We start from the raw sequence: 26,431 nt of genomic DNA on the forward strand, positions 1-26,431 counted from the left end.
ATCGTTGTAGATACCAGAGACCGATCCTAGGGAGCCGACTGGACGTGCTGAGCGCCGCAGTGGACAGTATCAACAACTTCATCCTGACATCCGCCGATGCGCCGTGGGTTTACCTCGCACTGTTCGCGTTTTGCCTTATCGACGGGTTCTTCCCGCCGGTCCCCAGCGAATCGCTGGTGGTCGGCATGTCAGCGCTGGTGGGTACCGGCGCCGGTCCCAACCTCTGGCTGGTGGCCGCTGCAGCGGCCGGCGGAGCGTTCCTGGGAGACAACCTGGCGTATCTGATGGGCCGGAAGATCGGCACCGAGCGGTACCGCTGGATGCGCGGGCCGCGGATGCAGCGCGGGTTCGTGTGGGCGCGCAAGGAACTCGACAAGCGCGCCGTGTCACTGATCCTGATTGCCCGCTTCATTCCGATCGGCCGGGTGGTTGTAAACCTCACCGCCGGAGCCACCGGTTTTCCCCGCCGGGTGTTCATCATCCTCACCACCATGTCGGCCGTCGTCTGGGCAGGCTACAGCGTTGCCATCGGAGCGCTGGCCGGTGCCTGGTTCAAGGACAACCACCTGCTGGGAGTCGTGGTGGCCATCGCCATCGCCATGGTCCTTGGGCTGATCATCGACCGGATCATCACCAAGCTGCGCGGCCCGACGCCGCTGAAGACACCCAAGTCGGCAGCCGCAGGCCCCGCTGGGGAGACGGCTCCCGCCGCCGAAGCGGCCCCGACCGGCAAGACCGCCGAAACGCCCTGACGCCGCTGCTGTTTGGGCGGGCGGTGCCGCCGAGCGGCACCGCCCCGATAAGCCCGCAAAGGCTTTCTCCTACGTGTAGATGGTCCGATTAATTGCCACAAGGTCGGCAACGGCCAACGAATCTCCGGCCTCCATCCGCTTGCCGATGACTGCCATGGCTTTGTCCCGGCGTTTGGGGAGCACATCCTTGTCAGCTGCGGCCAGGGCAGCCGGCATTTCCTGGAGTCTCAGCTCGGTGCAGTATGCAGGGGCCCCGGGCTGTTGACGCCAGGAATCGGCGAGCGAGCCCGCGTCGAGGGCATCGAACCCCGTTTCCTCCACCAGCGTCATCGCGGTTTCCCTGGCCGCCTCATCGTCGGCCGCGACGGGGATCGCCAGGCGATTCGGGTCTCCTGCCGGCGCGCCTTTGGCATCGAACGTGCCTGACGGGATGGCGTTCCACGCTTTCACTACGGGCCGACCAAGCTGTTCGGCGACCCACAAGCTCTCGACCTGTCCCTCCTCGAGTGCCTGCAGGCGCCCGTCCCTGGCCGGGTAGTAGTTCGATGTGTCGATGATGATCGTGTCCCCGGAGACATCGGCGATGAGGGGTTTGAGCGCAGGCATCCCGCGGAGAGGGATCGATGTGATGAGGACTTCCACGTCCTGCACCGCATCTGCGGCCTTAACCGCCGTCGCACCTGTGGCGAGGACATCCGCCGCAATCGTTTCCGGTCCGCGTGAATTGGCAACCTTGACCTCATGTCCTGCAGCGGCGAGCTTGCGTGCAAGCGTCGAACCGATTGAGCCTGCACCGAGAATGCCGATTTTCATCTGAAAGTCCTTTCGTGGAGTAAGCCGAGCATTAAGTGTCCAACCTTCCAGCGGTGTCAAGGTCAAGCAGAGATGCCAGCGGAGGTGCCCGTCGGCCGGTGCGCTTGGTCACAACGGTGCATGCGAATTTGACCTTCTCACTAATGAGAAGGTTGCACGATGGTTTGGCGCCCCTCGCTTTCGCCGGAAGCGCCCGTCAATGCAGATGCACACAATCAGGAGAGCCCCCATGTCGGCACCCAGCCCAAACGAACCCACCTTAGCCGTGCACCCAGAGACAGTACGTGACACCCGCGCCCTTACATCCGATGATCGGATGGCGCCGGGCAGTGCAATGATCATCGGGCTGCTGATGGTCTCAACCTTCGTTGTCCTGCTGAATGAAATGATGCTGGGCGTAGCCCTTCCGACGCTGATTGCCGCCCTCGACATCACTCCAACGACAGGTCAGTGGCTGACGACGGGATACCTGCTGACCTTGGCCGTGCTCATCCCTGCTACCGGGTTCGTGATGCGAAGGTTCACTACCCGTGCGATCTTTCTTGGTTCCATGACGCTGTTCCTGATCGGTACGGTCATCGCCGTTATCGCTCCGGGGTTCAGCGTGCTCTTCGCCGGGCGCATCATCCAGGCGGCGGGCACCGCGGTGTTCGTGCCCCTGCTCATCACGACCACCATGCGTCTGGTCCCCGTTTCGCGCCGGGGCAGAATGATGGCCCTCGTCACAGCGGTTCCCGCTATCGCACCGGCCGTCGGCCCCGCCGTCTCCGGGCTGATCCTGTCCCAGCTGAGCTGGCGGTGGCTGTTCATCCTCATGCTGCCGGTCATCGTCACGACACTGATCCTCGCCGCCGTGAAGCTGCGGAATGTCACCGTACCTGAACGGGTCACCCTGGATGTGGCGTCCCTGCTGCTGTCAATCATCGGTTTTGGCGGGCTGGTCTTCGGGCTGGCGTCCATTGGCGAGTCAGTCTCCGGCCACGCGCCTGTCGCCCCGTACGTGCCGATCCTTGTCGGATTGAGTGGCGTGGGCGCGTTCGTTTACCGTCAGGTCAGGCTGCAGAGGCACAAGGAAGCATTCCTGGACATGCGAATCTTCACGACACGCGCCTTCGTCATGCCCACGATCGTGATGACCTTCGTCGCAATGAACGGCTTCGGGGTCGTCCTCGTTCTACCTCTGATCCTGACCGCAGTCCTCGGGCTGAACACCCTGGAGATGGGCCTGTTCCTCTTCCCCGGCGGGGCCATGATCGCGATCGTCTCCGCACTGGGCGGACGCGTCTACGACAAGGTGGGCCCGAAGCCCCTGGCGATTCCCGGCTCGATCATCTGGGCGGCGTCCATCTGGTTCCTGTCCACGATCGATGAGAACACCAGCGTAGTGCTGGCTTTGGGCACGTATCTGGTGATCACCGGAACTCAAGCACTGATGTGGGCTCCGATGACCACATCAGCTCTCGGTTCACTGCCAACCGAGCTGTACTCCCACGGCACCGCCGCCTTCTCCACTGTCCAGCAACTGGCCGGCGCCGCCGGCGGGGCTATCCTCATCTCCGCCTTCACCATCGGAGCGAACGCATCCCACGCGGGCGTGCTCGACCCGGCTCAGAGCATCGCCGCCGGACGGGCCGCATTCACTGTCGCTGCGATCCTCGCCCTCGGCGCCGTCATTGGCACGTTGTTCGTCAGCAAGGCCCGCCCCGCAGCAGAAGGATCCTGAACAGAGGGGTGGCTACAGGGCCGCCGCAACCCAAACGGGCATGAAGCGGACGAAGAAGCTCACTTGCCCTGGGATAGCTGTTCTCTGGCTACCAGGCCTGCGCTGCCTGGCGCGGAGAAACGGCAGCACGGTCGATCGCTTCGATGTATCGGGTAATTGCGTCACGGTTGTGCATGAGGAAATCGATCTTCTCCGTCATGCGGTCCCGCTCCGTGGAAAGGAGCTCCCGCAGCCCGGGTTCGGCATTTTTCACGACAATCGTCTGTGGCTGATCCAGGCACGGCAGGATGTCCGAAATGATCCGCGTCGGAATCCCGGCATCCACCAGCCCCCGGATTTTCCTCACTCGATCAACCAGATACTCGTCGTACGTCCGGTAGCCATTAGACAGGCGACGCGGCGAAATGAGGCCCTGCTCCTCGTAGTACCGCAGCATCCGGGCAGGAACACCGGTTTCCTTGGCCAGCTCGCCAATGCGCATAACGCCCTCCGATTCTCCAAGCCCTGCACGATTTGACCTTAACACTAATGGCAACGTTGACACTGGACAAGCACCATCATGAGAAGCCCGCGAACAGCTGTACGAGGAGGACCAATGACCAAACCGCACATGATTCTGGGTATGCATCTGGGGAATGGATATGGATCGCAGGGCTCCGCCTGGCGTGCACCCGGCGTGGACCCGGCTAACTACACCAGCTTTGACGCTCAGGTCCGCTACGCTCAGGCCGCCGAACGCGGGAAGTTCGCCTTCCTGTTCCTCCCGGATTTCCCCGGACTGCAGTCCGGCCTGAATAACGCAGCTCCCCAGATCACCCTCGAACCTATGATGACGCTTGCGGCAATCGCCCGCGCTACGAAGCGCATCGGTCTTGTCGCCACCGGCTCTACAACGTTCAATGAGCCCTTCAACCTTGCCCGCCAATTCAAGGCCCTCGACGTGATGAGCCACGGCCGTGCCGGGTGGAACGCAGTAACGACCAGCGACCCTGCCGCTGCAGCGAACTTCGGACAAGCTGTAGCGCCGCGGCAGCAGCGTTACCAGCGAGCCCACGAAACCATCCAGATCGCCCAGGCTCTCTGGGGAAGCTGGCAGCAGGACGCGTGGATCAAAGATCAGGAAACCGGTCACTTCGCCGACCCCGATAAGATCCAGCCCATCAACATGCAGGGAGAATACGTTGCCTCACGCGGGCCGCTCCCCATCCCACCCTCGGAGCAGGGCCAACCCGTCATCTTCTCCGCCGGCGGAGGCGAGAACGGGCTCGAACTGGCCGGACGCTACGCCAGCGGCGTCATCGCAGCAGTGTTCACCATAGAAGAAGCCCGCAACCAGCGCCAGGCCTACCGTGACGCCGCCCGAAGGGCGGGCCGGAACCCGGACGAGATTATGTTCTTCGCAGGAGTCATGCCTGCCATCGGCAAGAACAAACGGGCCGCTCTTGACCGGCGCGTGCAATTGGGTGAGCTCACAGCAGCATCCCGCGTGCCCTACCTCGGCTCGATGCTGAACCTGCAGCTCGACGCCGGTCACCTTGATGAATCCCTGACACCCGCCCAGCTGCAGGCCGCCTCACCGAGTCCTTTCGATCCCCGCTCCGCACGAGCACTGCAGATAGCGCGGGAAGGATGGACCATCCGCGACATCCTGGCCCACGGCGTCATCGATTACCACCCCACCCCCGTCGGCGACGCACTGGCCACCGCGGACCACATGCAGGAGTGGTTCGATGCCGGCGCCTGCGACGGATTCTGGGTCTCTATCGACGTCAACGAGGACGGCATCGACACGTTCGTCGACGAAGTCGTCCCCCTTCTGCAGGCCCGCGGCATCTACCACCGGGACTACGAAGGCAGTACGCTCCGCGACCACCTCGGTGCCCCCGCCCAGTATGGGATCGACCTGCGGCTCGCAGATCCCGTCTGATGAGATCTCCGCTGACACCAAGACGGGACTTAGGTGGTGTCTCCGAGGAAACAGCGAGCAGCTGGCGACGTAACTGGGTCCGTTGAAATGGCCGGGACAGTGCCGCAGCTCACGTAGAGTTGGCAGCGTGACTGAGCCTATTCTGCTTCCTGCCTCTGACCCGTCCCTCGACATCCGGAGCCTGCCCAAGGTCTCGCTGCACGACCACCTCGACGGCGGCCTGCGGCCGGCCACCATCATCGAGCTGGCCGAGGCGGCGGGACACGAGCTCCCCTCCACCGATCCGGTGGCCCTCGGCAAATGGTTCCGCGAAGCCGCGGACTCCGGATCGCTGCCGCTCTACCTGGAAACGTTTGACCACACCATTGCCGTCATGCAGACCCGCGAAAACCTTGCCCGCGTCGCGCGGGAGTTCGTGGAGGACCTGGCGGACGACGGCGTTGTCTACGCCGAGATCCGCTGGGCGCCCGAGCAGCACCTGCAGGGCGGCCTGAGTCTTGATGAAGCCGTCGAAGCCGTGCAGGAAGGCCTGAACGCGGGCGTGGACGCGGTGGAAGCCGGCGGCCGCCTGATCCAGGTGGGGCAGCTCATCACCGCCATGCGCCACGCCGACCGCGGGATGGAAATTGCTGAACTCGCCGTCCGGCACCGGAACAGCGGCGCCGTCGGGTTCGACATCGCCGGCGCCGAAGACGGGTTCCCTGCCGCGCGCTTTGCGGAGGCATTTACCTACCTGGCGGAGAACCAGTTCCCGGTTACCGTGCATGCCGGCGAAGCCGCCGGGGTGGCGAGCATCCGCGATGCCCTCGTGCACGGGCGTGCGCTTCGGCTGGGGCACGGCGTGCGTATCGCCGAGGACATCGAGGTGGACTTCGAGGCCGACGACGCTCCCGGAGTTGACGGGGGAAGCGACACCGCGGTGGGCATGGTGAGTATCGGACAGGTGGCCGGATGGGTCCGCGACCGCGGCATTCCGCTCGAAATCTGCCCTTCCTCCAACCTGCAGACCGGTGCCGTCGAGTCCTTTGGCGGGGACATCGAATCCCATCCGATCGACCTGCTGTACCAGACCGGATTCCAGGTCACGGTGAACACCGACAACCGCCTGATGAGCGGAGTAACCCTCACCGGCGAGTTTGAGCTGCTGGCGGAGACGTTCGACTATGACCTGGACGACATGCTGGAACTGACTATGAATGCCGTTGATGCAGCCTTCCTTCCCCTGGAAGAGCGCGATGCGCTGGCCGCCTATGTCACGGAAGGTTTCAACCAGGCCCGTGGCTGATTCGGCTTCCGCCGCCTCCGGCGATGACCTCGGCCGGCGGTTCGCCCGTCTGGCCGGGGTCATCGCCGTCCTGCGCGAACGCTGTCCCTGGACGGCTGCCCTGACCCACCGCTCCCTGCTGGAATACCTCATCGAAGAGTCCTATGAGGTGGTGGAGGCGGTGGAATCCGGGCACACCGGACCGGAACATGCACAGGAACTGGCGGGGGAACTGGGTGATGTCCTGTTCCAGGTCCTGCTGCACGCCCGGCTGCAGGAGGAAATGGGCCATTTCAGCATCGGCGACGTAGTGGATTCGCTCACAGCGAAGATGATCCGCCGCAATCCGCATGTGTTTGCCCCTGACGGAACCCTCCGGGCAGAGACGACGGATGATCCGGCAGAAATTGAACGGGCCTGGGACCGGGTCAAGCAGCAGGAAAAGCCGGAGCGGACCTCCCCTTACGACGGTGTTCCCGCGGGGCTTCCGGCCCTCCTGCTGGCCGCGAAGGTGCAGGACCGGGCCCGGCGTGCCGGGGTGCCGGTGCTGCCGGCTGAAGCGGAGGGGCCGCCGCCGGCGTCCTGGAACAGCGAGGATGAGCTGGGTGACCACCTGTTCGACGTCGTGCGCCGGGCGCAGGCCCAAGGGCTGGACGCCGAGGCCGCGCTGCGCGCCGCCGTCGGCCGTTTCACCAACCGCCGCTAGCGGCTCCGGCCGCGTTCCGGACCCCGGAAAACCACCCGTATGGCGGTGCGGGGCCTTACTACCGCGCCGGTTTCAACTAGGCTGGAACCAGACAGCGTGGCGCGTTTCATAGCGCCGGCTGTAGTTACCACTAGCGTTCCAACGAACAGGAGCATTCCCATGGCAATCATCGATGCCATTCACGCCCGCGAAATCCTGGATTCCCGCGGAAACCCCACCATTGAGGTGGAGGTTCTGCTTGATGATGACACGTTCGGCCGCGCCGCGGTCCCTTCCGGCGCCTCGACCGGTGCCTTCGAAGCCAACGAACGCCGCGACGGCGAAAAGACCCGCTACCAGGGCAAGGGCGTTCTGCAGGCCGTTGAAGCTGTCATCGAGCAGATCCAGCCGGCGCTGCTGGGCTTCGACGCCGCTGACCAGCGTGCCATCGACCAGACGATGATTGACCTGGACGGAACCGACAACAAGTCCAACCTGGGCGCCAATGCCATGCTGGGCGTCTCCCTGGCCGTGGCCCGCGCTGCCGCCGAGTCCGCAGCCCTGCCGCTGTACCGCTACCTGGGCGGCCCCAACGCGCACATCCTGCCCGTGCCGCTGATGAACATCCTCAACGGCGGCTCGCACGCTGATTCGGACGTCGACATCCAGGAATTCATGATTGTCCCCCTGGGCGCCCAGACCTATTCGGAAGGCCTGCGCTGGGGCGTTGAGGTCTACCACAACCTCAAGTCCGTCCTGAAGGAAAAGGGCCTGTCCACCGGCCTCGGCGACGAAGGCGGCTTTGCCCCCAACCTGCCGTCCAACCGTGCCGCCCTGGACCTGATCCTCGAAGCCATCACGCGCGCCGGCTACACCCCGGGCACCGACATTGCCCTGGCCCTCGACGTTGCCGCTTCCGAGTTCTTCAAGGACGGTTCCTACCTCTTCGAAGGCACCAGCCGCACGGCAGAGGAAATGTCCGCCTACTACGAGGAACTCGTCCGGGATTACCCGCTCGTCTCCATCGAAGACCCGCTGGATGAAGAGGACTGGGACGGCTGGAAGACCCTGACCGCCTCCATCGGCGACAAGGTGCAGATTGTGGGCGATGACCTGTTCGTCACCAACCCCACCCGTCTGGAGACCGGCATCAAGCGCAACGCCGCCAACTCCCTGCTGGTCAAGGTCAACCAGATCGGCACCCTCTCCGAAACCCTGGACGCCATCACGATGGCCCAGCGTGCCGGCTACACCACCATCACCTCGCACCGCTCCGGCGAAACCGAGGACACCACCATTGCCGACATCTGCGTTGCCACCAACGCCGGCCAGATCAAGACCGGTGCCCCGGCCCGCTCCGAGCGCGTAGCCAAGTACAACCAGCTGCTGCGCATCGAAGAAGAGCTCGACGACGCCGCCCGTTACGCAGGACGCAGCGCGTTCCCGCGTTTCACGGCAGAGTAAGCCTGCTGCCGGTGGGTACCCTCGTTAAGAGGGTGCCCGCCGGTTGTGTTTAACCCGTCTGTTTTTACTAGTTCGCTTCAAGGAGTCCCATGCCCACCCGACGTCCGAAAGTGCCCAAGGCCGGTTCAGCGGGAAACGGCGCCGCAGGCGGGACTGCCTCCGGCCGCGGCGGGACCAAACCGGTGCGTCGGCGCAGCCCGGCGGCTGACCCGGATACGATCAGCGCCACTAAGCCCGTGGACGGAGCCGGGAACACGGAACCGGCCGGCGGGAAAACGCTCCGTGCCGCCGGCACGCCAAAGGCGGCACCGGGCAAGGCGGCACCGGGCACAACAGCAGCCAAGCCAGCGGCGGCTAAAGCACCGGCCAAGTCCACCCCTGCCAAGTCCAGCCCTGCCAAGTCCACCCCTGCCAAGTCCACCGCGGCCAAAGCCGCTCCGGCCAAGGCGGCCCCCGCAGCCAAGGCCCCGGCCGGTCGCAAAGCTGACAGCTCCGCGGCTGCCGCCGGCAGGTTCCGGCGCCGGATACAGGCGCAGGAGCAGTCTCCCGGCACCCCCGGCGGTGCCGCAGGCGAGACGGCTGCCGATGACCTGCGCCCGGTTCCGGCGAAGGCCTTTTCCGGCCGCCTCCTCGTCCTGGCAATGGTGACGTTGGTAATAACGGTTCTCCTCGCGCCGTCAGTGAACACGTACCTGCATCAGCGCTCCGACATTGCCGCCCTTGAGGCGGACATCGCCGCCGAGAAGGAGACATCCCGGAACCTGGAATCCGAGCTGGAGCGCTGGGAAGACCCCAACTACATCAAGCAGCAGGCCCGCGAACGTATCTTTTTGGTGATGCCGGGGGAGACCCGCTACCTCGTCAAGGGTGAACATGGCGTGGAGGAAGCGGAGCAGCAGGCGCAGGAAGAAGCGGAAGACCTGCAGTGGGTCGACTCGCTGTGGGACTCGGTCAAGAGGGCGGCCACGGCGCCGTAGCTGTACCGCCGCATCCCTCCTGCCGGGCTTCGGCCCCGGCGCCGTTCCGCGCACAGTAATCTTAGAAGCGCAGACATCACTTAGCCCGGGCCCGTCCAGGCCCCCAGGAAGGAACCTCCGGCATGACCCAGGAGCAGCTCACCCCCACCTCCGAAGATCTGGAGACACTGAGCCGACAGCTCGGCAGGCCGGCACGCGACGTCGTGGAAATCGGGGCGCGCTGCGTCTGCGGCAACCCCCTGGTAGCCACCACGGCTCCGCGGCTCAGCAACGGTATTCCCTTTCCCACCACCTACTACCTGGCGCACCCCGTGATCACGGCAGCGGTTTCCCGGCTCGAAGCCTCCGGCCTCATGACCGAAATGACCGAGCGGCTGGAGCAGGACCCCGAGCTTGCGGCCCGCTACCGGGCTGCGCACGAAGCGTATCTTCAGGTGCGCAATGAGATTGGCGCCCGCACCGGCGTCGGGCCCGTTCCCGAGATCGACGGCGTCTCGGCCGGCGGGATGCCCACCCGCGTAAAGTGCCTCCACGTCCTGGTGGGCCATGCGCTGGCGGCCGGCCCCGGCGTCAATCCGCTCGGTGATGAAGCCCTGGAACGGATTTCCCCGTGGTGGACCCGCGAACGCTGCTATTGTGAGGGCGCGTGGGACACAACGGCCGCGGCGCCCAGCCGCGACCTGAGCCGGCACACGAAGACCCAGGGCCTCTCCGCGGAGGAGCTGGACGCCAAGCGTGCCGCCCGCCGCGAGGCCGTTGAGGCCGCCAACGCCGAACAGCAGGGGGATGCCGTGCCGGAGAACAGTGAAATGCCTGAAAACAGTGCAGCGCCGGAAAACAGCGAGGCGCAGGAACATGCTCCGGCGGAGCGCGTTGCCGCGGTGGACTGCGGCACCAACTCCATTCGCCTGCTCATTGCGGACGTGACGTACGACGGCGGAGTTCCCAAGCTGACCGACGTCGTCCGCCTGATGCGGGTGAACCGGCTGGGGCAGGGTGTTGATGCCACCGGCCGCCTGGCTCCCGAGGCCCTGGAACGGACCTTCGAGGCCGCTGACGAGTACGCCGCGCTCATCCGCGAACACGGGGCCGGCCGGGTCCGGTTTGTTGCCACCTCGGCCAGCCGCGACGCGGAAAACCGGGCCGAGTTCGTGGACGGAATCCGCGCGCGCCTGGGCGTGGAACCCGAAGTTATCAGCGGCGACGAAGAGGCCGCACTGTCCTTCGTCGGGGCCGCCAGCGTTCTGGGCAGCAGCAACGGCACCAAGACCCTGGTGGTGGACTTGGGCGGCGGCAGCACCGAGTTTGTCCTCGGCACCTCCGAAGGCGTCCTGGCCGCCAAGAGCACTGACATGGGCTGCGTCCGCTACACCGAACGGCACTTGACGTCCAACCCGCCTACGGAGGCGGAAATCGCCGTCGCCCGCGGTGACGTCCTGGACATCATTGCCCAGGTTCTTGAGACCGTGCCGCTGGCTGAAGCCGACCGCCTGATTGGCGTGGCCGGCACCATCACCACGGTGACCGCGCATGCGCTGCACCTGCCCGAGTACTCGCCCGAGGCGATCCACGGGGCCGACCTCGACGTCGCCCGGATCGACCAGGCTGCCTCGGAACTGCTGCACATGGACCGGGAGGCCCGTGCCGCCCTGCCGTACATGCATCCGGGCCGCGTGGACGTCATCGGCGCCGGCGCCCTGATTTGGCAGACGATAGTGGACCGGGTGTCGGAACTCACCGACGGGAAAGTTTCCTCGGCAGTGAGCAGCGAGCACGACATCCTGGACGGCATAGCCCTGAGCGCTGCGCGGTGACCCGTGCCTGGGCCGCACCCGGGCAGCGGCGGAAAAAGGGGCGCCGGGCTGTCCTGCTGGCGTCGCTGCTGATGCTGACCCTGCTTCCGGCCGCACCGGCTTCCGCGGACGAGTGGCGCGACAAACAGTACTGGCTTGCCGATTCCGGCTTTGACGCTGCCTGGAAGGTGAGCCAGGGCGAAGGCGTTAAAGTGGCGGTGATCGACACCGGCATCGACCCCACCCACCCGGATCTTGCGGGAGCAGTAACGGGCGGAACAGACGTCTCCGGTGCCGGTGATCCTGCCGGCAGCAGGGGAGTGGGGGCCAACCCGTCCCACGGAACACTGGTGGCCACGCTGCTCGCCGGCCGCGGCCACCTCCCCCCGGTTGAGCCGGAGAAGGACACGGACGGTGAGGCAGAGCCAACCAAGAAGGCTCCCGCTCCCGTGAAATCCGACGGCATTATCGGGGTGGCGCCCAAGGCGGAACTGCTGGCGGTTTCCGCGTGGATCGGCCCCGACAACCCCGCCGGGATCTCCATCGAGGACCAGATCCCGGCCGCCATCAGGTGGGCCGTGGACAATGGCGCAGGCGTGATCAACATGTCCCTGGGGAGCTCGTCCACCTCATGGCCCGAAAGTTGGGACGACGCGTTCCTGTACGCCGAGCAGCAGGACGTCGTCGTAGTGGTGGCCGCGGGCAACCGCGGCGTCGGCATGGTCCAGGTGGGCGCTCCCGCCACCATCCCGGGTGTGCTGACCGTCGCCGGGTTGGACCGCAACGGCGAGGCAAGCCAGGATTCTTCCTCCGAGGGCATCAGCATCGGCGTTGCCGCACCGGCGGAAGACCTGGTGGGCGGCCTGCCCGGCGGCCCGGCCCGGTACGCGGACTGGAGCGGTACCTCCGGTGCCGCACCGCTCGTTGCGGGCACTGCGGCCCTGATCCGCTCCGCCTACCCGGACATGAGCGCAGCAGACGTCATCAACCGGATCATCAGCACCGCCCGGGACGCGGGCGCTCCGGGGCAGGACACCCTCTACGGCTACGGAATCCTGAACGCCGGAGCGGCCCTGAGCTCGGACGTTCCCTCGGTGTCGGCTAATCCGCTGGGCAGCATTGCGGACTGGATCCGGATCCACCGCCGGGCGGCGCCAACCGCGCCCGCCTCCGATGCCCCCGTAGCTGTAGAGCCCGTGGTGCCGGATCTTCCGGAGCCCACGGTTCCGGTGGCGCTTCCTCCGGATGCCGAGTCGGATCCGCTGCCCGCGGCGCTGGTCCTGGGGTTCGGCGGACTGCTGGTGGGCGTGACGGTGGCAGGAGCCGTTGCCGTCGCCCGTGCGCGCCGCCGCTCCGCAGACCATCCTGTGGCGGAGGAGACCGAAACGGGTCAGCTAAAATACTCCGAAATCTCGTGAAGGTTTTCACAAACTCAGGTACGATAAGGGCATGGCATCTACGACACAGTTTTCAGACCGTCCCCGCGTCCTGGTGGTTGGCGGTGGCTACGTAGGTCTCTACGTAGCAAAGAACCTCCAGAAGAAGGTCAAGGACGAAGGCGGGATCGTCACGGTTGTCGACCCGCTGCCGTACATGACGTACCAGCCCTTCCTTCCCGAAGTTGCCGCCGGCACCATTGAGCCGCGCGACGCCGTCGTGTCCCACCGCATGCACCTGAAGAACACCGAGCTGATCACGGGCAAGGTCATCTCCATCAACCACGCCGCCCGCACGGCCGTCATTGAGCCGGCCGACGGCAGCGAGCCGTTTGAGCTTCCGTACCAGGACGTTGTCCTGGCCGCCGGTTCCATCACCCGCACCTTCCCGATCCCCGGCCTGGCCGAGGCCGGCATCGGCATGAAGTCCATCGAAGAGGCCGTTGGCACCCGCAACCACGTGCTCGAGCGCATCGAGACCGCATCGCTGATGCCCGAAGGCCCCGAGCGTGAGCGCGCACTGACCTTCGTCGTCGTTGGCGGCGGCTTCGCCGGCATTGAAACGCTGACCGAACTTGAAGACATGGCCCGCGACGCGGTCCGCATCAACAACCGCCTCAAGCGCGAAGACCTCCGCTTTGTCCTGATTGAAGCCATGGGCCGCGTCATGCCCGAGGTCAAGCCGGACCAGGCCGAGTGGGTTGTCTCGAGCATGCGTGAGCGCGGCATCGAGGTCCTGCTGAACACCTCGCTGGCCTCCGCCGAAGACGGCGTCCTCAAGCTGATCAACATGGCGGACAAGTCCCCGGCCGGCGAATTCGCCACGGACACCCTGATCTGGACCGCCGGCGTGCAGGCCAACCCGATGGTCCGCGCCACCGACTTCCCGATCGATGAGCGCGGCCGCGTCCGCGCCAACGCCGAACTGCGCATCACCGGCGACGACGGCCCCCTCGAGGGCGCCTGGGCAGCCGGCGACGTTTCGGCCGTTCCCGACCTCTCCGGCGGCGGTGTCGGCGGCTTCTGCGTCCCGAACGCACAGCACGCCGTCCGCCAGGCCAAGCTGCTGGCCAAGAACATCCTGGCCGCCCGCTACGGCGTGGGCAGCGTCGAGGAATACAACCACAAGAGCCTCGGTGCCGTTGCCGGGCTGGGCCAGTACAAGGGCGTTGCCAACATCATGGGCTTCGGCATGAAGGGCTTCCCGGCCTGGCTGGCACACCGCGGCTACCACGGCCTGGCCATGCCGATGTTCGAGCGCAAGTTCCGCGTGATCTCCGGCTGGCTCATGAACGTGACCTACGGCCGCGACCTGACCGACCTGCGCAACCTGAAGAACCCGCGCCAGTCGTTCCAGGCTGCCGCTGCGCCGGCCAAGAAGAAGGAAGCTGCTAAGTAGCAGCCCTTCCTGCTCCTGCAGAACGCGTACGACGGCGGTTCCTCCTGAGGGAGGGGCCGCCGTCGTTGTTTTCTGCCCCGGTGGGGCTTCCAGTAGGCTTGAGCAGAAGCTTAGGCTTCCGCCCCAGTAGCCCAATGGCAGAGGCAGTGGACTTAAAATCCATGTGTTGTCGGTTCGAGTCCGACCTGGGGTACTGCGGTTTTCTTACGGCCCGGGTGTTCTGTCCGCCGTCCTATCCTCCGGATTTACCACGCCGGACTCGTCCGGATGCGCCACCCGCAGGTGCGAGGAAACCAGGCGGACAGCTTCGTCCTCCGTCGCGGCGTCATACTCCCAGCTGCAGGAACAGCAGCGGGCGTGCGGCGTTCCGTCCTCGGCCACCGAAACACCCCATGCTTCCCCGGGCAGCAGATAGAAGCCGCCGTAGGTGCCGGAGAACTCCCGGAGCGGGTGGTCCGACTGCCGGTGATAGCTCTGCTCGATCATGATTCCTATTCGTCGGATGCAGCCGCCGGGATGGCCCTTGGGCGGTTTTATTTTCTGCGCGGGAGGGCGGTCCCAGCCCGCAGCGGGTTCCGGCGCGCGGGCGCCCGTCAGTAGCATGAGGAGGACAGGCGGTGCCTGCAGCTCCAGCTCAAAACGCGGCTGCAGCGCGGAGTCCAAGCCCAAGTTTCCAAGCCCAATCTGCGCCGGGAGTGGCCATGAGCAATGCCCTGAGACTGGAAAACCCGTCCAAGGACACCTACGTGCTCCGCAACGTCAGCGGACACGATCTCGTGAATGTGGTGGTTGACGGGTCACGGGTGGGAGTGAACACCAAGAACCTGCCCGCCGGGATGAACCTCGCGGAGGGCGAGGCCGTGGAGTTCCACATGTATCACGGCGGGGGAGCGTCCCTGCCGAAGGATCTCTACGTCCGGTGGGACGGCGCCCCGGACTGGGACGTCGTTCCCGTTTAGCCCTCTGCCGCGCCGCCCCTGCGGCCCCTGCCCTGACGCCCCTGGCAGCACCTTCGCGGACCCCTCCGGCAGCACCTGACGCACCTTCCCGTTACCCGGCCCACTGCGCCGTGTTTGACGCCACAGCATGATCTGCCCCATACTTGGAATCGATTCCATGGAATCGATTCCACAACGGTGTAGGGAGCAGAGTGCGGTCAACGACGATCAAGGACGTGGCGAGGAAAGCCGGCGTCTCGGCAGCCACGGCATCGCGCGTGCTGTCCGGGCACTCCGCCACCTCCGAGGACGCCCGCCAGGCTGTGCGTGAGGCAGCCGCCGAGCTGGGCTTCCGGCCCAACGCCCAGGCCCGCTCGCTGCGCAAGACCAGCACCCAGACCATCGGCCTGCTGCTGCCCGATATCCGCAATCCCTTCTTCGCTGACCTGGCCCACGCCATTGAGCAGCGCGCCAGCGAATTCCAGTACCTGACACTCTTCGGGAACGCCAACGAAAGTCAGGAGCAGCAGGAGCGCTACCTCGACGTCATGCTCTCCCAGCGCGTGGACGGCCTGATCGCCGCACCGCAGGGCGAAGCCAGCAGCCTGGTAGGCATCCTGGCCGGCGAGGTGCCCACGGTGTTTGTGGACCGCGTGGTGGACGGCGCACCCGTTCCCGGCGTCACGGCCGACAACGCCGGCGGCATCGCCGACGCCGTCCGGCACCTGACGGCGCTGGGCCACCGGCGCATCGGCTACATCGCCGGCCCGCAGTCCACCTCCACCGGGCGCGAGCGGCTGCAGGCGTTCCGTGCCGCCGTCGCCGAAACCGGGGCCGACGACGACGGCGACCTCGTCTTCCTCGGCGACTTCCAGTCCGCCAGCGGTGCGGCCGGGGCACGCCGGCTGCTGGACCTTCCCGTGCCGCCCACGGCCCTGCTGGCCGCCGACAGCCTGATGAGCATCGGCGCCGTCGGTGTGTGCAACGAGCGGGGCCTGGCCATCGGCACCGACATTGCGTTTGTTGCCTACGACGACATTGAAGCCTTCACGCTGCTCAACCCGGCGCTGACGGTGATTGCCCACGACGTCCACGCCATGGGACGGCTGGCCGTTGACCTGCTGATCGCGGAAATTGCCGGTGAATCACCCGAATCCGTGGTGCTCCCGAGCAGGCTCATCATCCGCGGCTCCACCCCGTCCCTTCCAGGAGGAAACCCAGCATGAGCGAGACCCCCATCCTGACGCTCGAGGGCGTCACCAAGTCTTTCGGACCGGTGACGGTGATCGACGGCGTCACCGTCCACGTGCGCCCGGGCAAGGTCCAGGTGCTCCTGGGCGAAAACGGCGCCGGTAAGTCCACGCTCATCAAGATGATGTCCGGGGTCTACCAGCCCGACGGCGGACGCATCCTCGTGGACGGCAAGCCTGTCTCGCTGCCCGACACCAAGGCCGCCGAAGCCCTGGGCATTGCCACCATCCACCAGGAACTGAACCTGGTGGGGTCCATGAGCGTTGCCGAGAACATCTGCCTGGGCCGGATGCCGCGGAAGTACGGACTGGTGGACCGGCGCGCCATGAAGGCAAAGGCGCAGGCCGCCCTGGACCTGATCGGACTGGACGTGGATCTGGACCAGCCGGTGGGGGAACTGGGCATCGCCCGGCAGCAGCTGGTGGAGATTGCCAAGGCGCTGAGCCTGGACGCGCGGATGCTGATCCTGGACGAGCCGACCGCAGCGCTGACCAACCACGAAATTGCCTCGCTGTTTGCCGTGGTCGAGGACCTGCGCCGGAAGGGCGTGGGCATGGTGTTCATTTCCCACCACCTGGACGAGATTGCCGCCATCGGCGATTCGGTGTCCGTGCTGCGCGACGGCAAGTTCATTGCCGAGGTTCCCGCGGACACCCACGAGGACGAACTGGTCCGCCTGATGGTCGGCCGCGACATCGACCAGCAGTTCCCGCGCCGCCGGGAATTCGCCGGGCCGGGGGAAACGCTGCTCGAGGTCCGGGGTCTGTCCATGAAGGGCCTGATCCATGACGTGTCCTTCTCCGTTGCCGCCGGCGAAGTGGTCTCGCTCGCCGGGCTGATGGGCGCCGGCCGCACCGAAGTGGTCCGTGCCATCGCCGGAGCCGACTCCTACACGGCCGGTTCCGTTCACGTCCGCGGAAAACAGCTGCCCAAGGCCGACATCGGCGCAGCCATCCGCGCCGGCCTCGGCCATGTCCCAGAGGACCGCAAGGTCCAGGGCCTGGTGCTCGGGGCGGCAGTGAACGACAACATTGGCTACGCCACCCTGAAAGCCACAGCCCGGGCCGGAGTGGTGGACTTCACCGGCCAGCGAAAGCGCGCACAGGAGGTGGCGGACCGCCTGCGGATCCGCATGCACAGCCTGGACCAGGCCGTCGGATCACTCTCCGGCGGCAACCAGCAGAAGGCAGTTTTTGCCCGCTGGATCGTGGCCGGGTCCACGGTGCTGCTGCTGGATGAGCCGACCCGCGGCGTCGACGTCGGCGCCAAGGTGGAAATTTACGAACTGATCAATGCCATTACCGCCGCCGGCGGCGCCGTCGTCATGGTGTCCAGCGAACTGCCTGAGGTTTTGGGCATGAGCGACCGGATCCTCGTGATGAGCGGCGGACACATCGCCGGTGAGCTCGACGCCGACGGCGCCACCCAAGACGCCGTGATGTCACTGGCGGTGCGGGATATACAGCGTGACCTGGAAGACCAACTGATGAAGGACGGATCATGAACAAGGCAGCGGTGCAGACACCGGAGACGGGTGCGCGCAAGCAGGCACCGGCAAACACCGGGGCACGGACAAAGAAGTTCCTCGCCGACAACGGGGCACTGGTGGGACTGGTGGTCCTGGGACTGGCGCTCTTCATCGCCACGCCGGATTTCCTTACCGGCCCGAACCTCCTGAACATCGGAATCCAGGCCTCGGTGATTGCCGTCCTGGCCTTCGGCATGACCTTCGTGATCGTTGCCGCCGGAATCGACCTGTCGGTGGGCTCCGTTGCCGCGTTGTCGGCTATGGGGTCCGCCTGGATGTTCACGCAGGGGAACCTGCCCGGCTGGCTGGCACTGCTGGGCGGGCTGCTGATCGGCGCTCTCAGCGGAGCGGTCAGCGGCTTCGCCGTCGCCTACGGCCGGTTGCCTTCCTTCATCGCCACCCTGGCCATGCTCAGCGTCGCCCGCGGCCTGACCCTGGTCCTCTCCGACGGCCGGCCCATCGCCACCGCCGACGAAGTGTCCTTCCTGGGCGGAGACCTGGGCCCGATCCCGATGCCCATTGTGGTGCTGGTCATCGCCGGCATCGCCGCCGCCCTGATCCTGAACTACACCGTCATCGGCCGGTACATGTACGCCGTGGGCGGCAACACCGAAGCGGCCCGCCTTTCGGGCATCCCGGTGCGCCGGGTCCTGGTCACCGTCTTTGCGCTGTCCGGACTCTTTGCCGCGCTGGCCGGGCTGCTGCTCTCCGGACGGCTTGACTCCGCCCAGCCCCAGGCCGCCTCGGGCTACGAACTGGACGCCATTGCCGCCGTCGTCATCGGCGGTGCGTCGCTGGCCGGCGGTATCGGGCGCATCAGCGGCACCCTGATCGGTGCCCTTGTCCTCGTGGTAATCCGCAACGGCCTGAACCTGCTGAACGTCTCCTCGTTCTGGCAGCAGGTAGTCATCGGCCTGGTCATTGCCCTCGCCGTCGGCGCCGACGCGCTGCGCCGGAAAAACTCCACCCACTAACCCCTCACCACCGCAACACCTCACCAAAAAGGAAATAACAATGAAGTTCTCCTCCGCCCGCAAGACCGCGGCCCTGACTGTATCCCTTGGCCTGCTGCTGACTGCCACCGCCTGCAACCGCGGTGACGACGCCGCTGCCTCCGGCGGTTCGGTCACCCTGGCCGTCTCCACCCTGAACAACCCCTTCTTCGTGGAACTGCGCGACGGCGCGCAGGCCGCCGCCGAAGAGGCCGGTCTGGACCTCGACGTCCTGGACGCCCAGAACGACTCCGCGACCCAGACCAACCAGCTCGCCACCGCCGCCACGTCCGGTACCGAGGGCGTCATCATCAACCCGGTGGACTCCGATGCCGCCGCCGCCTCCATCAGCCCGCTGCTGAGTGCCGGCACCCCGGTGGTAGCCGCTGACCGCACCGTCAACGGCGCCGAAGTCCAGTCCCTGGTTTCCAGCGACAACAAGGCAGGCGGACGCCAGGCCGCCGACGAACTGGCCAAGGCCATGGGCGGGGAAGGCGAAATCATCATCCTGCAGGGAGTTGCGGGAACCTCCGCCAGCCGTGACCGCGGCGCCGGTTTCGCCGAGGGCATCAAGGCCTACCCGGGCATCAAGATTGCAGCCCAGCAGACCGCAAACTTTGACCGCGCTGAGGCACTGAACGTGGCAACGAACCTGCTGCAGGCCAATCCGGGAGTGACCGGCATCTTTGCCGAGAACGACGAGATGGCACTGGGCGCCATCCAGGCCCTGGGGAATCGCGCCGGCACCGACGTCAGCGTTGTGGGCTTCGACGGCACGGAGGGCGGCTTCACCGCCATCAAGGACGGTACGCTGACCGCCACCATCGCCCAGCAGCCGGCCGAGCTGGGCAAGCGCTCCGTGGAGGTTCTCGCGCAGCTGCTCGACGGCGAAACCGTCGACGCCACCATCCCGGTTCCGGTCACCACCGTGAACGCAGCAAACCTGGCTGACTTCGCCTCGTGAAAAAAGCCGGCATCCTCAACGCGCCCCTGAACGCAGCTATCGGCCGGCTCGGCCACGGGCACCTTGTGGTGATCGCCGACTGCGGGCTCCCGATCCCCGACGGCGTCGAAGCCGTCGATCTGGCCCTCGTCCAGGGGGTGCCGCCCTTCGCCGACGTTTTGGCGGCGCTGCTGGCGGAGATCGAAGTGGAAGGGGCGGTCATGGCTGAGGAAGCCGAAGGCACCGCCGTCGAGCGCCGGCTCGCAGCGGCCGGGCTGAAGCCCGAAACGGTGACGCATGAAGAGTTCAAGGCGCTGCTCCCGTCCGTACGGCTGATCGTGCGGACGGGGGAGGCCACTCCTTTCGCCAACGTCATGCTCCGCTGCGGAGTGGGCTTTTAACCGTCTCCGGTCCCGGGGGCAAGTGGTAGCGGAGCAGAATGTGATGAGCGTTACAAGGACGTAACCCAAGGCCCTTATGTTTGACTCATTATTCAACTAGCTTTTCTTCTAATCAGGAACACCTGGTAACAGCATCAAAGGCCTCCGCCTTTCGATCGGGGAGAAAAATCTATGACTGCACTACGCACCACGAGTCGTCTGGGCCTGGGAGACGGTTACAGCCGGGTGGCAAAAATCGCGGCAGTGGGGCTGGGTCTGGCACTGTTTGCCTCCGGCTGCAGCGGGGCGGAGGAAACTCCCGCTTCGGAGTCAACGGGAACGGAATCAGCGTCAACTGCCGCGGCGGCGGGGGGAGTCTCCTGCCCGCCGAATGAAGGCGGCAAGGGCAAGGACCCGGGAGAGAAAGGCGACCCCTCGGCCGTGCCTGCCTCCACCGGCACCACGGACGCACCGCTGAAGGTCGGGACACTGCTGCCCACCACGGGTGAACTCGCGTTCCTCGGCCCGCCGGAAATCGCCGGCACCAACCTTGCCGTCCAGGACATCAACGCTGCCGGCGGCGTACTGGGACAGCCGGTGGAGATCGTCCACCGCGATTCCGGCGACACCACCACCGACATCGCCACGCAGTCGGTGACGGACCTGCTGAGCCAGGACGTCAGCGCCATCGTCGGTGCGGCGTCGTCGGGCGTCTCCAAGACCGTCATCGGCCAGATCACCGGAGCCGGAGTGATCCAGTTCTCGCCGGCGAACACCTCGCCGGACTTCAGCACCTGGGATGACAACGGCCTGTACTGGCGCACTGCTCCCTCCGATGTGCTGCAGGGACGCACGCTGGGCAACTACATCATGAACTGCGGCGCCCAGACCGTCGGAATGATCGTCCTGAACGATGCCTACGGCACGGGGCTGGCAAGCAACATCCGCGGCTCGGTGGAATCGGCCGGCGGCCAGGTCATCAAGGAGGAAATGTTCAACGAGGGCGAATCCCAGTTCAGCAGCCAGGTGGACTCCGTTGTCGCCGCTGAACCGGACGCCATTGTTGTCATCAGCTTCCAGCAGGCCACCAGCATCGTTCCGCTGCTCACCGCCAAGGGAGTCGATCCCACTCAGATGTTCTTCGTGGACGGCAACACCTCGGACTACAGTGCGGACCTTGATCCGGGCACGCTCGAAGGAGCCCAGGGCACAATCCCGGGCCCGTTCGCTTCGGACACCTTCAAGGAATCGCTGCTGGCGCTGGATCCTGCGCTGAAGGACTGGTCCTACGCCGGTGAAAGCTACGACGCCGTCACCCTGACGGCTCTCGCCGCTGAAGCCGCAGGCAGCACCGAGGGAACGGCCGTCGCGGCCGAACTCCAGGGAGTTTCGGCGGACGGCGAGAAGTGCTTCGACTACGCAGGCTGCGTAACCATCCTGCGTGAAGGCGGAGACATCGACTACGACGGTTACTCCGGCCCGATCACCTTCGATGAGAACGGCGACCCGACCGAGGCCTTCATCGGCATCTACCAGTTCGACGCCGAGAACAAGCCGCTGCCGAGCCGCTCAGAATCGGGCAAGCTCTAATCTGCAGCACCAAATAAATCAGTACGGACAAATAAATCAGCGCCAAGTAAATCGGTACAAAGTAGAACAGCCCCCGCCGATCTGACCAGTTCAGATCGGCGGGGGCTGTTCTGTCGGCAGCTTGGGAAGCGCTCCGGCTGCGGAGGGCGCTTAGGCGGTGTCCGCCAGCGTGCCCAGATACAGCTGGATGACCTTCGGATCCTTCATGAGGTCCCTGCCGGTGCCGGTGTAGGCGTCACGGCCCTGGTCCAGGACGTACGCGCGGTCGCAGATCTGCAGGCACCGCCGGGCATTCTGCTCCACCATGATCACCGAGACTCCGGCCCGGTTGATCTCGTGCACCCGCAGGAAGGCCTCATCCTGTTTCACGGGGGAGAGGCCGGCGGAAGGCTCATCCAGCAGCAGCACGGCCGGTTCCATCATCAGCGCGCGGCCCATGGCGACCATCTGCCGTTCCCCGCCGGACAGCGACCCCGCCCGCTGGGCCCGGCGCTTGCGCAGCTCCGGGAAGAGCTCGGACACGAAGTCAAAGCGCTCGGCGAACCGCTTGGGCGCCTGGTACAGCCCCATTTGCAGGTTTTCCTCGATGGTCAGGGACGCAAACACGTTGTTGTTCTGCGGCACAAACCCCACCCCGCGGCTGACCAGCTTGTTCGCCTTGAGCCCGGTGATGTCCTGTCCCCGGACCACAACAGTCCCGGAGTGCACTTTCACCAGCCCGAACATGGCCTTGAGCAGCGTGGACTTCCCGGCACCGTTGGGGCCGATGATTCCAATGAGTTCCCCGCGCCGGGCCTCGATGCTGCAGCCGTTGAGGATGTTCACCCCCGGAATGTAGCCGGCCACCAGATCGGTCACCTTGACGACGGAGTCGCCCTCGAATGCCTCGGCGGTCATGCCTGTTCCTTCCGCTCATCAATCCGGCGCCCGATGACGCCGTCGGGCTCGGTGCCCACTGACGACTCCGGGTCGTGTTCCAGTTCCGCCTCAAGTTTTTCGAATCCTTCGGAATCACCGAGGTCGACGTCGTGGTGGGCACCCAGGTAGGCATCGATCACCGCCTGGTCCTTCATCACCTCGCCCGGAGGCCCCTCGGCCACCACCTTCCCTTCGGCCATGACAATGACCCAGTCCGCGATGTGCCGGACCATGTGCATGTCGTGCTCAACAAAGAGGACGGTCATGCCTTCGGCCTTGAGGTTCTTGATGTGGTCCAGCAGGGACTGGGTCAGCGCCGGATTCACCCCCGCCATGGGCTCGTCGAGCATCACCAGCTTCGGCTGGACCATGAGGGCCCGGGCCATTTCCAGGAGCTTGCGCTGCCCGCCGGACAGCGACGCGGCGTAGTCCCCGCGCTTGGTGTCGAGCTTGAACTTCTCCAGCAGCAGGTCCGCCTGCTTGGTGATTTCACGTTCCCGGCCGCGCCACAGGGGCGGCAGGAAGGCCCGCCAGAGGGACTCGCCCGGCTGCGACGCCGCCCCCAGCCTCATGTTTTCAATGACGGTGAGCTTGCCCATGACCTTGGTGAGCTGGAAGGTGCGCACCATGCCCAGCCGTGCCACCTTGTAGGCGGAGACACCGGCCAGATCCCGCCCCTCGAACTGCCAGTCCCCGGACTGCGGCGTGTCAAAACCGGTCAGGAGGTTGAACAGCGTGGTCTTGCCGGCACCGTTGGGGCCGATGAGCGCGGTGATCTTGTTCCGGGGCACTTCCACGTAGTCGACGTCGACGGCGTGGATCCCGCCGTAGGTGCGGGTTACGTTCCGGGCCACCAGGATCGGGTCCCGCTTGCGGCAGCCCGGCCCGGTTGCGTCCGCGGCGATGGGCCGGGTGTCCGTCATATATTCGTTGCCTGCCGCTGCGGGCGGCGGTGTTGCACCCGACGCGGCTGCCGCGGCTGCCGCCGGTTCCGCGGCATGGGCGCCGCTGCGCCTGCCGCTCCCGCGTTCGTCTGCCTGGGAACTCATGCGAACGCCAGCTCCTTCTTGTTTCCGAGGATGCCCTGGGGCCTGAAGATCATCAGCAGCATCAGTGCCACACCAACAAGGATGTAGCGAACCTGCCCTGCCTGGGAAGTGGTAATGAAAGTGATGTAGCCGGATTCGATCGCACCGTACAGCAGGCCCTGCGTTACGGAGAGGATGACCCAGAAAATCATGGCGCCGATGACCGGGCCAAGCACCGTGGACATGCCGCCCAGCAGCAGTGCGGTGTAGAGGTAGAAGGTCAGCTCGGTGCCGTAGTTTGCCGGCTGCACGGCGTCGCGGGGGAGGGTGAAGATAATCCCCGCCAGTGATCCGAGCGCGCCGCCGATGATCAGGGCCTGCATCTTGTAGGCGTACACGTTCTTTCCCAGGGCCCGAACGGCGTTCTCATCCTCCCTGATGCCCTTGACCACGCGCCCCCAGGGGCTCCGGATCAGCATCCACACCAGGAAGCAGGCCACGATGACCAGACCCCAGGCCACGATCCGGACCCAGACGTCGCGCTCGTTCAGGCCGAAGGGGCCGATGTTGTAGCTGCCGGGCGGCACCGGGTTGAGGGCGTAGAAGCTTCCGGTGAAGGCGGCGAGTCCGTTCGCCGACCCCGTCACCGGTGTCATTCCCGTGGTGGTCACGATGTACCGGATGATTTCGGCCGCGGCGATGGTGACGATGGCCAGATAGTCCGCCCGCAGCCGCAGCGTTGGAATGCCCAGGATGACCGCGAAGATTGCCGATGCCAGCAGGGCAATCAGCAGGGCCAGCGGCAGCGGGGCGTTGAAGGACAGGATGGGAATGGCGAAACCGTACGCGCCCACCGCCATGAAGCCGGCCTGGCCGAAGTTCAGCAGGCCGGTGTAGCCAAAGTGCACGGCAAGCCCGAGGGCTGCCAGCGCGTAGGCGGCCGTGGTGGGGCTGATGATCTCGTTGAGTGCGCCGAGAAAAATATTGACGAAGTCCATCTGTGCTAAGCCCCTAACCTATGCGCTCGCGTCGGCCCAGGATTCCCTGCGGCCGGACGAGGAGGACAAGAATCATGATGACCAGGGCGCCCACATATTTCAGGTCCGCCTCCAGCCAGATTGTGGAGATTTCCACGAAAAGCCCCACAATCACGGACCCGATCAGCGCACCGAAAACAGTGCCAAGCCCACCCAGCGTGACGCCGGCGAAGATCAGCAGCAGGATTTGCTGCCCCATATTAAAGGACACCCCGGGCCGGTAGTAGGCCCACAGGATTCCGCCCATGGCCGCCAGTGCACCGCCGGTGATCCAGACCAGACGGATCACGCGGTCGACGTCGATTCCGGAGGCTGCGGCCAGTGCGGGGTTGTCCGAGACCGCGCGGGTTGCCTTGCCGATCCGGGTGCGCAGCAGCAGCAGGGCCACCACTAGGATGACGGCGAGGCTGACGAACAGCGAGATCAGGGTGTTGCGCGGAATGGAGATGGGTCCCAGTTCCAGCGTGGGGCTCTGTGACCCCGGCAGCTGCTGCATGGCTCCGCCGAAGAAGAACAGAACGGTGTAGCGGACGGCGACGGCCAGTCCGATGCTGACGATCATCATCGGCACCAGCCCGGTGCCCCGCCGGCGCAGCGGTTTCCAGAGCACGCCGTCCTGGAGATAGCCGAAGACGGCGCCGCCGAGCACCGCCAGCGGCAGGGCGATCCAGGCGGACAGGCCAATCGCTGCAAAGCCAAAGGCCAGTACCGCGCCCAGAGTGACCATCTCGCCGTGGGCGAAGTTCGTCAGTCCGGTGGTTCCGAAAATCAGTGAGAGCCCGACGGCGCTCAGCGCCAGCAGCAGGCCAAAGCTCAGGCCGGCCACCGCGCGTTCGGTGAGGGTCGAGATGAAACTGTCCTGCTGCAGCACGATGCCTTCGCCCAGCAGGAACAAGGTGGTGATGTTGGAGGTGCCCGCAAAGGTCACGGTGCGCGGATTCTCCTGGCCCTCCGCCAGCGCGACGCCCTCCGGCAGCGTGCTTTCGTCCAGCTCCACTTCAAAGGCGCCCTGCTCGGGAACACCGATGGACCAGGAGCCGTTGGCCCCGGTTTCCGTTTCGCCTTCGTAGCCGTTGCCGCTGGCGGTGATTCTGACCCCTTCCACCGGGACGCCTTCGTTCCGCACCACCCCGCTGATACGGTCGGCGAACTCGGCGCCGTCGGTGGGGTCGTCCGCGGCGCCGGCGGATGCGCTGTCCGAGGGTGTTGCTGTTGTTGCGTGAGCGGCAGGTGAAGACAGCAGCAGGGCAGCAAACATCGCCGCCACCACCGCCAACATCCCCAGATACCGGGTCAGCGCCGATGTTCGTAGCAAGTTCCAAAACCTCCACGCCAAGGCCGCGGGCACCGAAAAATCGGACCTTTAGCGGATCAAGTGTGACTTGTGTCACCGAATGGGGATCATGCTACCCACTGAATGTTTCAGGCAGTGGCGATTTTCTGCGGCGGGATGTCGCGATCAGGTAACGACTTGGTGTGCCAGCGTAGCGGGGCGGTGAAGGGTGCGCTTTGCCAAACTGTTACCCGCAGCGGCTCATTGCCGGGAATCTCCCGGCCCCGCCGGCCGTTGACATTGGTAGGCTCTAGGTAAAC

24 protein-coding genes and 1 tRNA gene are annotated in these 26,431 nt (G+C 65.8%); 18 read left to right on the plus strand and 7 right to left on the minus strand.

Annotated elements, in window-relative coordinates:
- Positions 1–59: 59 nt before the first annotated feature.
- Positions 60–752: a DedA family protein gene (locus M1D40_RS04325; RefSeq protein WP_461170999.1), complete on the plus strand. Its 693-nt coding sequence runs from the start codon at positions 60–62 to the stop codon at positions 750–752.
- Between the two features lie 69 nt (positions 753–821).
- Here M1D40_RS04325 and M1D40_RS04330 read toward each other — a convergent pair whose 3' ends face one another.
- Entirely contained in the window at positions 822–1,565 is a 744-nt protein-coding gene (locus M1D40_RS04330) for an NADPH-dependent F420 reductase (protein ID WP_461170330.1), read from the minus strand.
- Between the two features lie 316 nt (positions 1,566–1,881).
- Between M1D40_RS04330 and M1D40_RS04335 the strand changes: the two genes are divergently transcribed.
- A complete protein-coding gene (locus tag M1D40_RS04335; protein WP_461170331.1) occupies positions 1,882–3,288 on the plus strand; it encodes a DHA2 family efflux MFS transporter permease subunit in 1,407 nt (468 codons plus the stop codon).
- An 88-nt stretch (positions 3,289–3,376) separates the two neighbouring features.
- Here M1D40_RS04335 and M1D40_RS04340 read toward each other — a convergent pair whose 3' ends face one another.
- Positions 3,377–3,769: a MerR family transcriptional regulator gene (locus M1D40_RS04340; protein ID WP_461170332.1), complete on the minus strand. Its 393-nt coding sequence runs from the start codon at positions 3,767–3,769 to the stop codon at positions 3,377–3,379.
- Between the two features lie 114 nt (positions 3,770–3,883).
- Between M1D40_RS04340 and M1D40_RS04345 the strand changes: the two genes are divergently transcribed.
- From M1D40_RS04345 to M1D40_RS04385, 9 genes are all read left to right on the plus strand, one after another.
- A complete protein-coding gene (locus tag M1D40_RS04345) occupies positions 3,884–5,215 on the plus strand; it encodes an NtaA/DmoA family FMN-dependent monooxygenase (RefSeq protein ID WP_461170333.1) in 1,332 nt (443 codons plus the stop codon).
- 127 nt (positions 5,216–5,342) lie between these two features.
- Entirely contained in the window at positions 5,343–6,500 is a 1,158-nt protein-coding gene (locus M1D40_RS04350; protein ID WP_461170334.1) for an adenosine deaminase, read from the plus strand.
- Entirely contained in the window at positions 6,493–7,185 is a 693-nt protein-coding gene (locus M1D40_RS04355) for a MazG nucleotide pyrophosphohydrolase domain-containing protein (protein WP_461170335.1), read from the plus strand. Before M1D40_RS04350 ends, M1D40_RS04355 begins: the two co-directional genes overlap by 8 nt.
- 159 nt (positions 7,186–7,344) lie before the next feature.
- On the plus strand, positions 7,345–8,628 hold the full coding sequence (gene eno, locus M1D40_RS04360; RefSeq protein ID WP_341394086.1) for a phosphopyruvate hydratase: 1,284 nt from the start codon (positions 7,345–7,347) through the stop codon (positions 8,626–8,628).
- Positions 8,629–8,717: 89 nt separating this feature from the next.
- Entirely contained in the window at positions 8,718–9,605 is an 888-nt protein-coding gene (locus tag M1D40_RS04365; RefSeq protein ID WP_461170336.1) for an FtsB family cell division protein, read from the plus strand.
- A 122-nt stretch (positions 9,606–9,727) separates the two neighbouring features.
- Entirely contained in the window at positions 9,728–11,419 is a 1,692-nt protein-coding gene (locus tag M1D40_RS04370; RefSeq protein ID WP_461170337.1) for a DUF501 domain-containing protein, read from the plus strand.
- Positions 11,416–12,816, plus strand: coding sequence for a S8 family serine peptidase (locus M1D40_RS04375; RefSeq protein WP_461170338.1), 1,401 nt, complete (start codon positions 11,416–11,418; stop codon positions 12,814–12,816). The genes M1D40_RS04370 and M1D40_RS04375 overlap by 4 nt, the downstream gene beginning before the upstream one ends.
- 31 nt (positions 12,817–12,847) lie before the next feature.
- Positions 12,848–14,233 (plus strand): NAD(P)/FAD-dependent oxidoreductase, encoded by a 1,386-nt coding sequence (locus M1D40_RS04380; protein ID WP_341394083.1) that lies wholly within the window; start codon positions 12,848–12,850, stop codon positions 14,231–14,233.
- Positions 14,234–14,353: 120 nt separating this feature from the next.
- Positions 14,354–14,426, plus strand: a tRNA-Leu gene (locus tag M1D40_RS04385).
- Positions 14,427–14,437: 11 nt separating this feature from the next.
- On the opposite strand, the gene M1D40_RS04390 is transcribed toward M1D40_RS04385, so the two are convergent.
- On the minus strand, positions 14,438–14,719 hold the full coding sequence (locus M1D40_RS04390) for a hypothetical protein (RefSeq protein WP_341394020.1): 282 nt from the start codon (positions 14,717–14,719) through the stop codon (positions 14,438–14,440).
- A 215-nt stretch (positions 14,720–14,934) separates the two neighbouring features.
- On the opposite strand from M1D40_RS04390, the gene M1D40_RS04395 reads away from it, so the two are divergent.
- The 7 genes from M1D40_RS04395 to M1D40_RS04425 all read left to right on the plus strand — a co-directional run bounded on the left by M1D40_RS04395 (position 14,935) and on the right by M1D40_RS04425 (position 21,855).
- Positions 14,935–15,192 (plus strand): hypothetical protein, encoded by a 258-nt coding sequence (locus M1D40_RS04395; protein WP_461170339.1) that lies wholly within the window; start codon positions 14,935–14,937, stop codon positions 15,190–15,192.
- 191 nt (positions 15,193–15,383) lie between these two features.
- The gene (locus M1D40_RS04400; RefSeq protein ID WP_461170340.1) at positions 15,384–16,397 is read left to right on the plus strand and encodes a LacI family DNA-binding transcriptional regulator; all 1,014 of its coding nucleotides are present in this window, start codon (positions 15,384–15,386) and stop codon (positions 16,395–16,397) included.
- Positions 16,394–17,926 (plus strand): sugar ABC transporter ATP-binding protein, encoded by a 1,533-nt coding sequence (locus M1D40_RS04405; RefSeq protein ID WP_461170341.1) that lies wholly within the window; start codon positions 16,394–16,396, stop codon positions 17,924–17,926. Before M1D40_RS04400 ends, M1D40_RS04405 begins: the two co-directional genes overlap by 4 nt.
- Complete coding sequence (locus M1D40_RS04410; RefSeq protein WP_341394016.1) at positions 17,923–18,924, plus strand: ABC transporter permease; 1,002 nt, start codon at positions 17,923–17,925, stop codon at positions 18,922–18,924. Before M1D40_RS04405 ends, M1D40_RS04410 begins: the two co-directional genes overlap by 4 nt.
- Before the next feature lie 40 nt (positions 18,925–18,964).
- Complete coding sequence (locus M1D40_RS04415; RefSeq protein WP_461170342.1) at positions 18,965–19,906, plus strand: substrate-binding domain-containing protein; 942 nt, start codon at positions 18,965–18,967, stop codon at positions 19,904–19,906.
- Positions 19,903–20,286 (plus strand): D-ribose pyranase, encoded by a 384-nt coding sequence (gene rbsD, locus M1D40_RS04420; RefSeq protein ID WP_341394014.1) that lies wholly within the window; start codon positions 19,903–19,905, stop codon positions 20,284–20,286. Before M1D40_RS04415 ends, rbsD begins: the two co-directional genes overlap by 4 nt.
- A 171-nt stretch (positions 20,287–20,457) precedes the next feature.
- Positions 20,458–21,855 carry an ABC transporter substrate-binding protein gene (locus M1D40_RS04425; RefSeq protein WP_341394013.1) on the plus strand — a complete coding sequence of 466 codons (1,398 nt, stop codon included), beginning with the start codon at positions 20,458–20,460 and terminating at the stop codon, positions 21,853–21,855.
- A 150-nt stretch (positions 21,856–22,005) separates the two neighbouring features.
- Here the strand turns inward: M1D40_RS04425 and M1D40_RS04430 are convergent, their stop codons facing one another.
- From M1D40_RS04430 to M1D40_RS04445, 4 genes are all read right to left on the minus strand, one after another.
- Positions 22,006–22,752: an ABC transporter ATP-binding protein gene (locus M1D40_RS04430; protein WP_341394012.1), complete on the minus strand. Its 747-nt coding sequence runs from the start codon at positions 22,750–22,752 to the stop codon at positions 22,006–22,008.
- Positions 22,749–23,696, minus strand: coding sequence for an ABC transporter ATP-binding protein (locus M1D40_RS04435; protein ID WP_341394249.1), 948 nt, complete (start codon positions 23,694–23,696; stop codon positions 22,749–22,751). Before M1D40_RS04435 ends, M1D40_RS04430 begins: the two co-directional genes overlap by 4 nt.
- 122 nt (positions 23,697–23,818) lie before the next feature.
- Positions 23,819–24,799, minus strand: a complete 981-nt coding sequence (locus tag M1D40_RS04440; protein WP_341394011.1) for a branched-chain amino acid ABC transporter permease — start codon at positions 24,797–24,799, stop codon at positions 23,819–23,821.
- Between the two features lie 13 nt (positions 24,800–24,812).
- Positions 24,813–26,117 carry a branched-chain amino acid ABC transporter permease gene (locus M1D40_RS04445; protein ID WP_461171000.1) on the minus strand — a complete coding sequence of 435 codons (1,305 nt, stop codon included), beginning with the start codon at positions 26,115–26,117 and terminating at the stop codon, positions 24,813–24,815.
- Between the last annotated feature and the right edge of the window lie 314 nt (positions 26,118–26,431).

Source organism: Arthrobacter sp. Z1-15 (assembly GCF_054792395.1).